We start from the raw sequence: 13,126 nt of genomic DNA on the forward strand, positions 1-13,126 counted from the left end.
GAATCAGGCAGCGACGAACAACTGATCGCTGATCCGGGCTTTCGCATCGCTCATGGCTTTGCTGCGTACGTCATCACCGTAGGCCAAGCCGTGGGCACGGACGAACTCGATGTCGGTGATACCGATAAACCCGAGCATGACTTTCAGGTACTCCTCATGGCCGACAGCGGTCGGTTGGTCTTGATGCAGGCCACCGGCGGTCGACACCACCACGACTTTCTTGTTGCCACACAGGCCTTCAGGACCGGCTTCGGTGTAGCGGAACGTCTGGCCGGCGACGGCGATACGGTCGATCCAGGCCTTGAGCTGAGTCGGGATCGAAAAGTTGTACATCGGCGCGGCGATCACTACGGCATCGGCGGCGAGGAATTCGGCCAGGGTCGAGGCGCTGAGGTCGGCTTCGTGCTGTTGCGCGGCGTTGCGCAACTCGGCACTGGTGCCCGCTGCCACCAGGGTCGCTGCACTGAAGTGGCTGATGGCATCGCTGGCCAGGTCGCGGTAGGTGACCACAGCTTCAGGTTCTGCGGCAGTCCAGGCCTGGACCACGTCGTGGCTCAACTGACGGGAGGCCGAGTTGTCGCCGAGGATGCTGGAATCGATGTGCAGCAGTTTCATGTGGGATCTCCAAGTGAGGACCGCCACTGGGCGATCAAGTAGGGACAATCCTACAGATGCGATTAATCAGTGATAAGTCAGCAATAATGTGATGGTTCGTCCTACTGATAGGACAATGATTTTCGCTTCTTCTGTAGGACAGTGCCGTACGACTCGGCTAGCGACTGGCTTACGAGGTCTCTACGAAGGTGGCATTTCGCCGCGCCATAAACGCCATTCATAAAACCGTAACAAAACTGCTGCAAAGTGCGCGAGCCCGATATCACAAGGAGTCCTTTCGATGAAAAGCTTGATGAAGTCCGTTGCCCTCGCCGTTACAGCCACTCTTTGTGCCGGCTCCGTATTCGCTGCCGATAATGTTCGCCTGACCGGTTCCGGCGCCAGCTTCCCTGCGCCGATCTACCTCACCTGGTTCAAGGACTTCAGCAAGAAGACCGAAGGCGTCACCGTCGACTACCAATCCAAAGGCAGCGGTGCAGGTGTACAGGACTTCCTGAACAAGACCGTCGACTTCGCCGCCAGCGACTCGGCAATGAAAGACGAAGACATTGCCAAAGTAGCCGAAGGCGCCCAGTTGCTGCCGATGACCGCCGGCGAAATCGTTCTGGCCTACAACCTGCCAGGCAATCCTAAAGGCCTGAAACTGCCACGCGAGGTGTACTCCAACATCTTCCTGGGCAAGATCACCAAGTGGAACGATCCACAGATCGCTGCAGCCAACCCGGAACTGAAACTGCCTGACATGCCGATCACCGTGGTCGTGCGTGCAGACTCCAGCGGTACTACCGCCGTGTTCACCAAGCATTTGGCAGCCATCAACACCGAGTTCAACACCACTCTGGGTGAAGGCAACACGGTCAACTGGCCGGCCAGCGACAAATTCATCAAGTCGCCGAAGAACGATGGCGTGACCGCTACCGTGCGCCAGACCCCGGGTGCTGTCGGCTACATCGAGTACGGCTTCGCCAAGTTGGCCAAGGTTGACTTCGCCCAACTGCAGAACAAGGCCGGTCAGTACGTAGTGCCGAATGCCGAAAGCGGCGCCGAAGCACTGGCCGCGGTGAAAATGCCAGAGAACCTGGTGGCCTGGCTGCCGGATCCGGACGGTGCCAAGTCCTACCCGATCACCTCCTACACCTGGATGATCTTCCGCAAGGACAACGGCAACCCGGCCAAAGCCAAGGCCATGCGCGACATGGTCGAGTACAGCCTGACCGAAGGTCAGAAGATCGCCGACTCGATGGGTTACATCCCGCTGCCGCCGTCGGTGATCGATCAGGTTCGCAAAGCTTCCGCCAACATTCAGTAAGGCACGTGAGGCTTCTCGGTGTGCGCTACCCGCCACACCGGGAGCGCTTCCCCTCTCTTGTTCCGGAATCAGCCAATGAACAGACCCTTTAGCGTACCGGTTAATCCGGACTCCGCCTGCCAGCCGCCCTCGACCAAAGACTTCCTTGTTGATCGTACCTTCCGTGCGTTCGCGCGCGTCGGTGTGGTGCTGGTGCTGGCGTTAGTCTTCGCGCTGGTCTTCGAAGTCGGTCGCAAGGCATTGCCGGGCATGGAAAAGCATGGCTTTGACGTGCTCTTTGGCAGTGTCTGGGACGTTAACCAAGGCAAGTACGGCATCCTCCCGGCCATCTGGGGCACGCTGTACAGCGCCTTTATCGCGTTGCTGATCGCCGGCTTCTTCGGCGTGAGCATGGCGATTTTCCTGACCCAGGATTTCCTCCCGGCGAAACTCGCCGCCGTATTTCGCACCATCGTCGAATTGCTCGCCGCGATCCCCAGCGTCGTCTACGGCCTGTGGGGCATCTACGTGGTCATTCCGGCGATCCGCCCGCTGACCACCTGGTTGCACACCGAGCTCAGTTGGGTACCTTTTTTCGGCACATCACTGAGTGGCCCCGGACTGCTTCCCGCAGCACTGGTGCTGGCCATCATGATCCTGCCGACCATTGCCGCGGTGTCCCAGGACGCCCTGACCGCCGTGCCGATGAAAACCAAACAGGCCGCTTACGGCATGGGGACCACCCATTGGGAAGCGATTCTCAAGGTCATGGTGCCTTCTGCTGCTACCGGCATCTTTGGCTCGCTGGTTCTCGGTTTGGGCCGGGCGCTGGGCGAAACCATGGCCCTGGCCATGCTGGTGGGCAACGCCAACAACATTTCCCTGTCGCTGTTCGCCCCGGCCAACACCCTCGCGGCCTTGCTGGCGCTGAACTTCCCGGAAGCCGGGCCGAACGAAATCGAAGTGCTGATGTACGCCGCACTGGTGCTGATGATGATCACCCTGCTGGTGAACGTCCTCGGCTCGATGATCATGCTCTACGCCCAGCGGGGTAATAAATGATGACGGACCTCTCTACCCCTGTAGCCGCCCTGCCGAGCCTGCAGCGCAAGTTCGAAGGCCGCGCCCTGCGCAGTCTGGTGCTGACCACCCTGGTCTGGGCCGGTGCGCTGCTGGCCAGCGTGCCGCTGATCTCCGTGCTGTACATGCTGATCACCCGTGGCGGTGCGCGCCTGAGCCTGGAAGTCTTCACCGAGCTGCCACCCACCGGTTTTGAAACCGGTGGCGGCTTCGGTAACGCCATGGCCGGTACGTTCGTCATGGTCGGCATCGCCGCCGCCATCGCCGTGCCGGTGGGCATTATGGCGGCGGTGTTCCTGGCCGAGCTGGGTCCGCACAGCCGCCTGGCCAATGCCGCGCGCTTTGCCGCAAAAATGCTCACGGGCCTGCCGTCGATCCTGGCCGGTGTGTTTGCCTATGCCTTGGTGGTGATGACCACCGGCACCTACTCGGCCCCGGCCGGTGGTGTGGCGCTGGCGGTGCTGATGCTGCCGATCGTCGTGCTGACCGCCGAAGAGTCGATGAAGATGGTGCCCAAGATCATGAAGGACGCGGCCTACGGCATGGGCTGCACCCGCTCGCAAGTGATCTGGAAAATCGTCCTGCCAACCGGCCTGCCGGCGATCCTCACCGGCGTGATGCTCGCGGTGGCACGTGCCGCCGGCGAAACCGCCCCTCTGCTGTTTACCGCGCTGTTCAGCAACTACTGGATCTTCCACGACGGCGACCTGGCAGTGATGAATCCAACGGCATCCCTTGCCGTGCTGATTTACAACTTCTCCGGCATGCCATTCGACAACCAGCTGGAGCTCGCCTGGGCGGCCTCGCTGGTGCTGGTAATGATCGTACTGGTCGTGAATATCGTCAGCCGTATTTTCGGCAAGCCCAAGTATTGAGAACGGGAGCACCTGAATTTTGAACCTTTCAACTGCACAACTGAATGCCGCTCCTATCGTTACCCCGGCGCCTGTGGTCATGGACTGCAAGCTGGACAAAATTTTCTACGGCAACTTCCTGGCGGTCCGTGACAGCCATGTGCCGATCGAAAAGAACAAGATCACCGGTTTCATCGGACCTTCCGGCTGCGGCAAGAGTACGGTACTGCGCAGCCTCAACCGGATGAACGATCTGGTCAAAGGCTTCCGCTTTGAAGGCCACGTGCACTTCCTCGGCCAGGATGTCTACGGCAAGGGTGTGGACCCAGTGGTGGTGCGCCGCTACATCGGCATGGTGTTCCAGCAGCCCAACCCGTTCTCCATGAGCATTTTCGACAACGTCGCCTTTGGCCTGCGCCTGAATCGCTACAAGGGCGACCTGGGTGATCGCGTCAAGCACGCGCTGCAGGGCGCGGCGCTGTGGGATGAAGTCAAGGACAAGCTCAAGGTCAGCGGCCTGTCGCTGTCCGGCGGCCAGCAGCAACGCCTGTGCATTGCCCGCGCCATCGCTACCGAGCCGGAAGTGCTATTGCTCGATGAGCCATGCTCGGCGCTTGACCCGATCGCTACCCGCCGGGTCGAAGAGTTGATGGTCGAGCTGAAGAAGGACTACACCATCGCCCTGGTCACCCACAACATGCAGCAGGCGATTCGGGTGGCCGACACCACGGCGTTCTTCTCGGTTGATATTTCCCAGGGTACGCGCACCGGTTATCTGGTGGAAATGGGCCCGACCACGCAGATTTTCGACAATCCGCGCGAGCAAATGACCAGCGACTACATCAGCGGCAAGTTCAGCTAATGCCAACCCAGCGTCGTCTTGATTTAGTCGCGGTTGAGCGCGCCCTGCGTGAAGTCCAGGCCCGTTTCGACGAGTTGAGCCTGCACTTCACTGAGCAGCGCGATCCCATGACCGACGAGGTGCTGGAAAATGTGATCGCAGGCTACGCCCTGGTTGACGAGTATGTGGCCCGTGGCGTTGACCTGTTCGACCTGCAGCACCTGGACTTAATGCTGGAAATCAACGCCACCGTGCTCTGCGGCAACGACCCGGCGCGCCGCCTGGAATTCGCCCAGCACCTGACGGCAACCGAAGAGCACTTCTTCAACAACGTCGAGGGTGGCATCAAGGATCTCCACGCCTGGTATTGCAAGCACCACAGCGAATCAGTGTGGAAGCGCGCTGCGGGGGTCTACGTGCGCATCCTCAGCAAGCCGCAACTGTTTATCGAGGGCAACAACCGCAGCGGTTCGCTGATCGTCAGCTATTTGCTGATGCGCGACGGCCTGCCACCGTTCGTGCTGTCGCTGGAAAACGCGATGGGTTACTTCAACCCGTCGTCGGTTATCCGAAATTCTGCCAAACATGGAGTCAAGGCGTTGTACGAGTTGCCCAAGATCAAGAAAAAGTACGCCGCTTTCCTGGAAGATCAGGCGCCTGATCCGAAGACGTTTTTTCTAAAGGACAAGCCCTTGCCGATCTCTCAGGGGGGACGTTGATGAACGGCTATCCACTGCTCGAAAAATGCCGCATGTCTGCCTCCCGTGGCTGGGAAGCGATGCAGCGTGCCGTCCCTGGCGCAGCGGATAAGGCCCCGCGCATCCGCATTTCCTTCGATATCGATGACACCCTGGCCTGCCAACCCGAGCACAGCGACGTCGAGCCGAACTGGCTGGCGGAGCGTCTGCACAGCTCGCTGACTGAACCGCTGCGCATCGGCACTCGCGCCTTGACCCGCGAGTTGCGTCGCCAGGGCTGCAGCATCTGGGTCTACACCTCGTCCGGTCGCACGCCTTCCTACATTCGCCGCTGGTTGTTGCTGTACGGCATTCGCGTCGACGGCGTGGTCAACAGTGTCTTGCATAACGAAGCCCTGGCGGCCCGTGGCTTATCGAACTCGCCATCGAAGCTGCCGCCGGCTTTCGATATCGACTTGCACGTCGATGATTCCGAAGGTGTGCGCATGGAAGGCCATGACTACGGCTTTCGCGTGGTCGTAGTCGATCCGCAGGACGAGCACTGGGCGCAGAAGGTGCTCGATGCGGTTGCCGTGGTCCAGGCACAGGTTGCGCGGCAACATTCGCTGGATCACTCGCCAGCCGTGGCACAAGGTGCACGCGCCGTTTACTCCTGAGTGTCGTCTCGCCTGAATTTGTTGGATCATTAGCGCCGGGCCGTTTGATCGGCCCCCTATCCTTTCCAATAAACAGGCGAGCTTTCATGACATTGACAGAGGGCACCGCCCGAAATCTGTCCGACCTCTATTACTTCGCCAAGGTGGTCGAAGCCGGTGGTTTCGCTGCCGCCGGGCGCCTGCTGGGTATTCCCAAGTCACGCCTGTCACGGCGCATCGCCGAGCTCGAAGAACGTCTCGGTGCGCGCTTGCTGCAGCGCACCACCCGCCAGCTCAATCTGACCGCCGTCGGCGAACGCTACCTGCGCCATTGCCAGGCGATGCTGCTGGAAGCCGAGATGGCCGACGAAGCCGTGGCGAGCATGACCAGCGAGCCACGGGGACGACTGCGGGTATCGTGCCCGGTGGGCTTGGCTCATGAATTTCTGCCAGGGGTGATCAGCAGCTTTCTCCAGCGTTTCCCCCAGGTGCAGCTGGAAATGCAGTTGCTCAATCGTCGCGTTGATTTGGTGACAGAGGGCATCGATGTCGCCCTGCGGGTGCGTGAGCTCGGCGATGAAGACCCTTTGCTGGTGACCCGCCGCCTACGCCAGGCGCAGACCGTGATAGTCGCCGCTCCGAGCTTTGTCCGCGAACGCCAGATCAACACCCCGGACGACCTGAAACAGGTGCCAGTGCTTGGCGCCCTGGAAGCCGACCGCCTGGTGCATTTGCGCATGATTGGCGAACAGGGACAGACCTGTGACCTGAGCCTGGAAGCGCGTCTGGGTATCGACGACTTTCTGGTGCGCAAGGCCTGCACCCTGGCGGGGCTGGGCTTCACCATCCTGCCGATGATGTACTGCGAGGAGGAGCTGGCCAACGGCTCGCTGGTGCAATTACTGCCCCAATGGTCATTGCCCGGCGGTTGGCTGCAGGCGGTCTACCCTCATCGTCGGGGTGTACTGCCGGCGGTACGCGCCTGGATCGAGCATTTGGCCGAGTCGTTCAACAGCTGCGGGGATCGTCTGATATGAAGGCTGCAACCATGACCGAGGACGCCGTGGCGCAGTTCTGCCTGGCACTGCCGGGTGCCCGGGAAGACTATAAATGGGGCGGTGTGCGGGTGTTTTCGGTGGCCGGCACCAAGATGTTCGCCCTGCAAAACCTGCGGGGCGACTCTCTGGCGTTCAAGGTCGACAAGGATCTGTTCCTGGGCCATGTCGACCGTCCCGGCATAAGCCCGGCGCCGTATCTGGCGCGGGCCCAGTGGGTCATCATGCAACTGCCCTACCCGCTGGGCGCCGACGAGCTGCAAGGCTTGCTGCAACGTTCCCATCAACTGGTAGTGAGTAAGTTGCCCAAACGCGTGCAAGTTGGTTTGTTGCTTTAGAACAGGCTGAACAAGCCGGCGTCGAGGAACAATTGGTCGATCCAGAACACCTGATGCGCCAGCACGATCAGCCAGAACACCAACTGGAACGAAACCTTGCGGGTCTTGTGCCGGAACACCTGCTGGGCCAGCAGCGCTCCCGGCCAGCCACCCGCCAGTTCCAGCGCGTGCAGAACTTTCTCCGGGGTACGCCACTGCTCGGCGCGCGCCTTGCGTTTGTCGCTCCAGTACAGCAGGAACGCCACCAGGCTCATCAGCCCGTAGGCCGTCAGCGGGATCAGCGAGACGCCACGCAACCACATCAGGGTCGAGCCGATCCCCGGCAGCGCACACAGCGCGACGAAGATCAGGCCCTTGAGCCGTGGATGCTGGATCTCCAGGCTCACGGCTTGGCCGCTGCCCAATCGATCCAGCCGAACTGCCAAGTCGCCAAAATCAGCAGGCCGAAGGCGATCCGGTACCAGGCAAACGCGGCGTAGCTGTGGCTGGCGATGAACTTGAGCAGGCCCTTGACCGCGATCATCGCGAAAACGAATGCGGTGACGAAGCCGATGGCGAACACCGGCAGGTCGGAGGCCTGGAACAGGTCACGGTACTTGTAGCCCGAGTACACCGCGGCACCGACCATGGTTGGCATGGCGAGGAAGAATGAAAACTCGGTGGCGGCTTTGCGCGACAGGCCGAACAACAGGCCACCGATGATCGTCGAGCCGGAACGCGAGGTCCCCGGAATCATCGCCAGGCACTGGGTGAAGCCGATTTTCAGGGCATCGGTCCAGACCATGTCATCGACCGTTTCGGCGCGCACGGTATGCACCCGGCGTTCGGCCCACAACATGATGATCCCGCCAATCACCAACGCGGTCGCCACCGTGATCGGGTTGAACAGGTAGTGGTGGATCAGATCGGCAAAGATCACCCCAAGCACCACCGCCGGCAGAAAGGCGATCAGCAGGTTGGCGGTGAAACGCTGGGCGTTTTTCTGGGTCGGCAGGCCGATGACCACATCGAGGATCTTGCGGCGAAACTCCCAGACCACGGCGAGAATCGCGCCGAGCTGGATGATGATGTTGAACGCCATGGCCCGTTCGCCACCGAAGTCGAGCAAGTCGGCGACGATGATCTGGTGCCCGGTACTGGAAATGGGCAAAAACTCCGTCAGCCCTTCTACAACTCCAAGAATCAAAGCCTGTGCGGCCGTCCAAAGATCCATCAATCCCCCATGAAGCGATGCCCCCAGGCATGCCCCGTTAATATTTTTTGAGTGTTCACTGCGATCAGCGTAGCTGAAGGACAAGGCGCACAGAATCTACCGAAAAAGGTAAAAATCCTGTGAAAAATCAACACGGGCTCAGGTTCTCCCGTGTGCGGCCGAAATCCTATCAGACATGCCCTGACAACGCTGCGCCGTTATAGGACTTCAGTCGCATTGGCGTAGTGGCCAAAGCATGCCTGAATGCTGGCAACGCTTTATGACAAGAACAAGAAACGGGAGTGACACGCTATGAATAGCTTGCGCAGTATGTCGATCAGCCGGCGGTTGTGGCTGATCCTGGTGGTGGCTGTGCTGATGCTATTAACCCTGGGCCTGCTGATGCTCAAGCAGATTCACCAGGACCTGTACCTGGCCAAGGCGGAAAAAACCCGGCATGTGGTCCAGGCTGCCAGCGGCGTGCTGGACTATTACCATCGACTGGAAACCGCCGGCACCCTCACCCGCGACGCCGCGCAACAGCAGGCGCTGAGTGTGGTTCGCGGCTTGCGCTATGAACAGAACGACTACTTCTGGATCAATGACCTGACGCCGGTCATGGTCATGCACCCGACCAATCCCAAGCTCGACGGGCAGAACCTCTCGGCGATCAAGGACCCGGATGGCTTTGCGCTGTTTAACGAGATGGTCGCCATCGCCAAGGCCAAGGGCGCCGGCATGGTCGATTATCGCTGGCCCAAGCCGGGCGCCAGCGAGCCGGTGCAGAAGACTTCCTACGTCAAACTGTTCGAACCCTGGGGCTGGGTCATCGGCTCGGGCGTGTACATCGACGACATGCAGGTCGAGTTCCAGAGCCAGGTCCGCCAGGCCTCGCTGGTTGGCCTGAGCATTGCCGTGCTGATGGCACTGCTGGTGATGGTCATTGCCCGCAGCATCGTTCGACCGTTGCAGGAAACCGTCGACGCCATGGCCAATATCGCCAGCGGCGAAAGCGACCTGACCCGCAGCCTCGATACCCACGGCCAGGACGAAGTGACTCAACTGGCCCGTCACTTCAACGCCTTCACCGCCAAGTTGCGCGGGGTCATCGGCGAACTGCAAGCGTCAGCCAGCGCCCTGGGGCAGTCCTCCAGCGATCTGGGCGATAACGCCGCCCAGGCCCAGGCGCGCAGTCAGCAGCAGTCACAGCAAATGGAACAGGTAGCGACCGCGATCAATGAAGTGACCTACGGCGTGCAGGACGTGGCAAAAAATGCCGAGCATGCCGCCAGCGAAATGCGCGATGCACAGGTCCAGGCCCAACAAGGCCAGGTCAACATCGATGCCAGTCTGCAACAGATCGACCAATTGTCCTCGACCATCGACCAGGCGGTGCAGGTGATTCGCACCCTGGCCACTGAGAGCACGCAGATCGGCAGTGTGCTGGAGGTGATCCGTTCGATTGCCGAGCAGACCAACCTGCTGGCCCTGAATGCCGCGATCGAAGCGGCGCGGGCCGGTGAGCAGGGCCGTGGTTTTGCCGTGGTAGCGGACGAGGTGCGCTTGCTGGCCCAGCGCACGCAGAAGTCCACCGCCGAGATCCAGGGCATGATCGAACGCCTGCAGAACCACTCCGAGGCCGCCGTCAAAGTCATCGGCGACAGCAGCCGTGCCTCGCAACTGACCATCGAACAAGCCGGCCTCGCCGGTGCCAGCCTGAGCGCCATTGGCCAGGCGCTGCACAACCTCAATGGTCTCAACGCCTCCATCGCCAGCGCCACGTTGCAACAGGCGCAGGTGGTCGAGGACATCAACCAGAACGTCACCCAGGCGGCCGGGCTGTCCCACAGCACCGCGCTGGCGGCCGAACAATCGAGCACGGCGAGCGAACACCTGCGGGCGTTGAGTGAACAGCTCAATGCCTCGCTCAAGCAGTTCCGGGTGTAACTCGCCAACACTGAGGGCACTAACGCCTGGCCGCCCACTCTGGGTACAATCGGCGCCCTCTTCGACTTGACCAAGGAATCTGCATGTCCGGGCTTGAACTGTTTGCCGCCACGCTCGGCGTGATCGCTGTCTGGTTGACGGTCAAGCAGAACCCCTGGTGCTGGCCGATCGGCCTGGTGATGGTGCTGCTCTACAGCTGGATTTTCTTCGACGTCAAACTCTACTCGGACATGTTGCTGCAGGTGGTCTACGCCGGCCTGCAGTTGTATGGCTGGTGGCAATGGACGCGCGGGGGCGCCACCCATCATGGCCGCGAGGTCACCCGCCTGGGCGCTGGCACAGTCACTCGCGACCTGGCCCTGGGCGCCATCGGCAGCCTGCTGTTGGGCGCGGCCATGGCCCATTGGACCGATGCCGCGCAGCCGTGGCTGGACGCTGCCCTGACCGGCTTCAGTCTGGTCGCCCAGTGGTGGATGGCGCAAAAACGCGTGCAATGCTGGTCGCTGTGGATTGCCGTGGATGTGATCTTCGTCGGCCTGTTCGTCTACAAGGGCCTGTACCTGACGGCCGGCTTGTACGCGGTGTTCACCGCGCTGGCGGTCCAGGGCCTGCGTGAGTGGCGTGCTGACCCGGCACTGCGCACATGAAAGTACTGGTGCTCAGCGGTCCTGAATCCAGCGGCAAGAGCTGGCTGTCGGCCGAGTTGCAGCAGCAGTTCGGCGGGCTGCTGGTGGGCGAATACGTGCGCTATTTCATCGAGCAGAATCCGCGCGACACCTGCCTGGCGGACATCCCGGCCATCGCCCGCGGGCAACTGGCCTGGGAAGACAGTGCCCGCGCGCAGCAGCCAGCCCTGCTGATCCTCGATACCCATCTGCTAAGTAACATGCTCTGGAGCCAGACCTTGTTTGGCGACTGTCCGGCCTGGATCGAAGAACAACTGCTGGCCCGCCACTACGACCTGCACTTGGTGCTTTCCCCGCAAATGGTGGAGTGGACCGACGATGGTCAACGTTGCCAGCCTGAACTGAGCCAGCGCCAGGCATTCTTCGAGGCAACCTGCGAATGGCTGCGCAACCACCGGCGTGCGCTGCAGATTATTGAGGGCGACTGGAGCGAAAGACGCCGTCAGGCACTGCTTGCGGTAGAGCAATTGCTCAAGTTTTAGCCCCTCAAAACAACGCTTTACCCCCACTTTCCCCCTGTTTTGGGGGTGCAAGTGTCCGTTCCTGAAACACTGCGCAAGGGTGTAACGGCCTGCGTACAAGGGGTTCATCGGCTTGACACATACAGTGTTAAGCCACTGAAACAGTCTCGCCCCAACCCTTGATCCAGAGCATCCCGACGCTGATAGCCGGCCAATAGCGGTCAAGCTGCCCTCGCGCCTGTCTCACGGCTGAAACAGATTTAATCGGCCAATTTCCCCCACTAAATCCAACCCTCTGAATTCCAAGTAAAAATCAAAAGCGGCACAGCTCCTGCTCTCTCCCTCACAACGCTGACAGGGCCAGCGGCAAATTTGAGAAGGAGTGCAGACATGGGGACTATCGAAAAAGGCACTACCCGCCTCCTGATGCTCGGATGCGCGCTCAGCTCTGTGCTCAGCCTGCCGGTGCAGGCCGAAGGCAACGGGGTGATTGTTCTGCAACGCGATGTGCAACCTCGCGCCATCGGCCGCCAGCCGTTCGCCAAAGATCCTTACCCGACCACGGTCAATGCCAATCCATCCGAACGGATCGTCCAGGTCACCAATTCGGAACTCAACGACGGTGACTTTGCGGGCATCAGCAGCGGCGCCAGCATCATCAATCGCAACATCGTGCCCAATTCCAACAGCGGCGCCGGGATTAACGTGGTGACCAATCCCAATGGTCTGCCAGGCATGCAGTCCGGCCACGGCGGCGGTAGCGGCAGCGCGATCTCCGGCACCATCACCCGCTCCATCAACATTGGTCTTTCGCCTTTGACCAATATGGGGAAATGAGATGAATCGGACGCTGATTTTCCTCGCCCTGTTGAGCAGCACCTCGGCCATGGCTGACTCGGCTGTCAACACGGTGAACGACGCAACCCTGGATAACTCCGGCGCCAACTACAAAGGCAACCTGATGATGAACCAGGCCGCCGGCGACCAGCAGCAACAGATCAACAACCGGGCCATCGCCATCGGCTCCGAGGCGTCGGCCACCGGCAGCATCACGCAGAAAATCACCACGCCTGCCGATCGTTCGATGAACGCAACCAGTTCCATCGGTGGCAATTCTTTCAGCAACGGCAACGGCGCACTGGGCGTGAACCAGTCCGCCGGGGCCAACAACCAAATGATCAATGCCATGCGGATCAGCGTCAGCGCCGCGCCGCAGAGCATTGATGACAGCGCCCTGTCGCAACAGAACGTGGCGTTGTTACCGAGCTCAGGAGCAACTGGCACTTCGCAAGGCAGTCGCCAGGTCGTGACAAGCGACCAGGCCTTCACCGGCAGCCGAGGAGTGATTCAGGTGAACCAGAGTGCTGGGGTGGGGAACCGCATGGCTAACACCCTGAGCATCCGGGTCGCAGACTGACCCAAATCCCGCAGTGCAA

Annotated in this window: 15 protein-coding genes and 2 pseudogenes; 14 read left to right on the forward strand and 3 right to left on the reverse strand. The window is 60.8% G+C overall.

All coding sequences use genetic code 11. The features are described 5' to 3' along the window. Positions 1–3: 3 nt before the first annotated feature. On the reverse strand, positions 4–615 hold the full coding sequence (locus NR126_RS01430; protein ID WP_256829521.1) for an FMN-dependent NADH-azoreductase: 612 nt from the start codon (positions 613–615) through the stop codon (positions 4–6). A gap of 280 nt (positions 616–895) precedes the next feature. On the opposite strand from NR126_RS01430, the gene pstS reads away from it, so the two are divergent. The 8 genes from pstS to NR126_RS01470 all read left to right on the forward strand — a co-directional run bounded on the left by pstS (position 896) and on the right by NR126_RS01470 (position 7,404). After that, positions 896–1,924, forward strand: coding sequence for a phosphate ABC transporter substrate-binding protein PstS (pstS, locus tag NR126_RS01435; protein WP_105754169.1), 1,029 nt, complete (start codon positions 896–898; stop codon positions 1,922–1,924). Between the two features lie 75 nt (positions 1,925–1,999). After that, positions 2,000–2,965 (forward strand): phosphate ABC transporter permease subunit PstC, encoded by a 966-nt coding sequence (pstC, locus tag NR126_RS01440; RefSeq protein ID WP_027620940.1) that lies wholly within the window; start codon positions 2,000–2,002, stop codon positions 2,963–2,965. Continuing rightward, positions 2,965–3,858 (forward strand): phosphate ABC transporter permease PstA, encoded by an 894-nt coding sequence (gene pstA, locus NR126_RS01445; RefSeq protein WP_027620939.1) that lies wholly within the window; start codon positions 2,965–2,967, stop codon positions 3,856–3,858. The genes pstC and pstA overlap by 1 nt, the downstream gene beginning before the upstream one ends. Positions 3,859–3,937: 79 nt before the next feature. After that, positions 3,938–4,699 (forward strand): phosphate ABC transporter ATP-binding protein PstB, encoded by a 762-nt coding sequence (gene pstB / locus NR126_RS01450; protein ID WP_051550606.1) that lies wholly within the window; start codon positions 3,938–3,940, stop codon positions 4,697–4,699. Continuing rightward, positions 4,699–5,397 (forward strand): hypothetical protein, encoded by a 699-nt coding sequence (locus tag NR126_RS01455; RefSeq protein WP_027620937.1) that lies wholly within the window; start codon positions 4,699–4,701, stop codon positions 5,395–5,397. The genes pstB and NR126_RS01455 overlap by 1 nt, the downstream gene beginning before the upstream one ends. After that, entirely contained in the window at positions 5,397–6,032 is a 636-nt protein-coding gene (locus NR126_RS01460; RefSeq protein WP_372825514.1) for a hypothetical protein, read from the forward strand. The genes NR126_RS01455 and NR126_RS01460 overlap by 1 nt, the downstream gene beginning before the upstream one ends. Before the next feature lie 86 nt (positions 6,033–6,118). Continuing rightward, positions 6,119–7,048, forward strand: coding sequence for a LysR substrate-binding domain-containing protein (locus NR126_RS01465; protein WP_033866481.1), 930 nt, complete (start codon positions 6,119–6,121; stop codon positions 7,046–7,048). Between the two features lie 11 nt (positions 7,049–7,059). Further along, the gene (locus NR126_RS01470) at positions 7,060–7,404 is read left to right on the forward strand and encodes an MmcQ/YjbR family DNA-binding protein (RefSeq protein WP_372825609.1); all 345 of its coding nucleotides are present in this window, start codon (positions 7,060–7,062) and stop codon (positions 7,402–7,404) included. On the opposite strand, the gene NR126_RS01475 is transcribed toward NR126_RS01470, so the two are convergent. Then, entirely contained in the window at positions 7,401–7,784 is a 384-nt protein-coding gene (locus NR126_RS01475; protein WP_256829640.1) for a DUF1294 domain-containing protein, read from the reverse strand. The genes NR126_RS01470 and NR126_RS01475 overlap by 4 nt on opposite strands. 2 nt (positions 7,785–7,786) lie before the next feature. Beyond that, positions 7,787–8,617 (reverse strand): undecaprenyl-diphosphate phosphatase, encoded by an 831-nt coding sequence (locus NR126_RS01480; protein WP_027620932.1) that lies wholly within the window; start codon positions 8,615–8,617, stop codon positions 7,787–7,789. A gap of 381 nt (positions 8,618–8,998) precedes the next feature. Here NR126_RS01480 and NR126_RS28920 point away from each other — a divergent pair. From NR126_RS28920 to NR126_RS01505, 6 genes and pseudogenes are all read left to right on the forward strand, one after another. Then, positions 8,999–9,637, forward strand: a pseudogene (locus NR126_RS28920) (cache domain-containing protein); the annotation flags it as partial. A 321-nt stretch (positions 9,638–9,958) separates the two neighbouring features. Next, positions 9,959–10,543 (forward strand): annotated as a pseudogene (locus NR126_RS28925) (methyl-accepting chemotaxis protein); the annotation flags it as partial. An 83-nt stretch (positions 10,544–10,626) separates the two neighbouring features. Next, positions 10,627–11,190: a nicotinamide riboside transporter PnuC gene (gene pnuC / locus NR126_RS01490; protein WP_027620930.1), complete on the forward strand. Its 564-nt coding sequence runs from the start codon at positions 10,627–10,629 to the stop codon at positions 11,188–11,190. After that, entirely contained in the window at positions 11,187–11,711 is a 525-nt protein-coding gene (locus NR126_RS01495) for an AAA family ATPase (protein ID WP_027620929.1), read from the forward strand. The genes pnuC and NR126_RS01495 overlap by 4 nt, the downstream gene beginning before the upstream one ends. A 369-nt stretch (positions 11,712–12,080) precedes the next feature. Continuing rightward, positions 12,081–12,527, forward strand: a complete 447-nt coding sequence (locus NR126_RS01500) for a hypothetical protein (protein WP_105754167.1) — start codon at positions 12,081–12,083, stop codon at positions 12,525–12,527. Between the two features lies 1 nt (position 12,528). Beyond that, entirely contained in the window at positions 12,529–13,107 is a 579-nt protein-coding gene (locus NR126_RS01505; RefSeq protein ID WP_256829525.1) for an adhesin, read from the forward strand. The last annotated feature ends 19 nt before the right edge of the window (positions 13,108–13,126 follow it).

Origin of the sequence: Pseudomonas sp. Pse1 (genome assembly GCF_024519635.1) — a bacterium.
GTDB lineage: Bacteria > Pseudomonadota > Gammaproteobacteria > Pseudomonadales > Pseudomonadaceae > Aquipseudomonas.

Bases quoted from the DNA above. Each gene is read 5' to 3' on its own strand.
- NR126_RS01430 (WP_256829521.1), bottom strand. From the start codon at position 615: ATGAAACTGCTGCACATCGATTCCAGCATCCTCGGCGACAACTCGGCC.
- pstS (WP_105754169.1), top strand. From the start codon at position 896: ATGAAAAGCTTGATGAAGTCCGTTGCCCTCGCCGTTACAGCCACTCTT.
- pstC (WP_027620940.1), top strand. From the start codon at position 2,000: ATGAACAGACCCTTTAGCGTACCGGTTAATCCGGACTCCGCCTGCCAG.
- pstA (WP_027620939.1), top strand. From the start codon at position 2,965: ATGACGGACCTCTCTACCCCTGTAGCCGCCCTGCCGAGCCTGCAGCGC.
- pstB (WP_051550606.1), top strand. From the start codon at position 3,938: ATGGACTGCAAGCTGGACAAAATTTTCTACGGCAACTTCCTGGCGGTC.
- NR126_RS01455 (WP_027620937.1), top strand. From the start codon at position 4,699: ATGCCAACCCAGCGTCGTCTTGATTTAGTCGCGGTTGAGCGCGCCCTG.
- NR126_RS01460 (WP_372825514.1), top strand. From the start codon at position 5,397: ATGAACGGCTATCCACTGCTCGAAAAATGCCGCATGTCTGCCTCCCGT.
- NR126_RS01465 (WP_033866481.1), top strand. From the start codon at position 6,119: ATGACATTGACAGAGGGCACCGCCCGAAATCTGTCCGACCTCTATTAC.
- NR126_RS01470 (WP_372825609.1), top strand. From the start codon at position 7,060: ATGACCGAGGACGCCGTGGCGCAGTTCTGCCTGGCACTGCCGGGTGCC.
- NR126_RS01480 (WP_027620932.1), bottom strand. From the start codon at position 8,617: ATGGATCTTTGGACGGCCGCACAGGCTTTGATTCTTGGAGTTGTAGAA.
- pnuC (WP_027620930.1), top strand. From the start codon at position 10,627: ATGTCCGGGCTTGAACTGTTTGCCGCCACGCTCGGCGTGATCGCTGTC.
- NR126_RS01495 (WP_027620929.1), top strand. From the start codon at position 11,187: ATGAAAGTACTGGTGCTCAGCGGTCCTGAATCCAGCGGCAAGAGCTGG.
- NR126_RS01500 (WP_105754167.1), top strand. From the start codon at position 12,081: ATGGGGACTATCGAAAAAGGCACTACCCGCCTCCTGATGCTCGGATGC.
- NR126_RS01505 (WP_256829525.1), top strand. From the start codon at position 12,529: ATGAATCGGACGCTGATTTTCCTCGCCCTGTTGAGCAGCACCTCGGCC.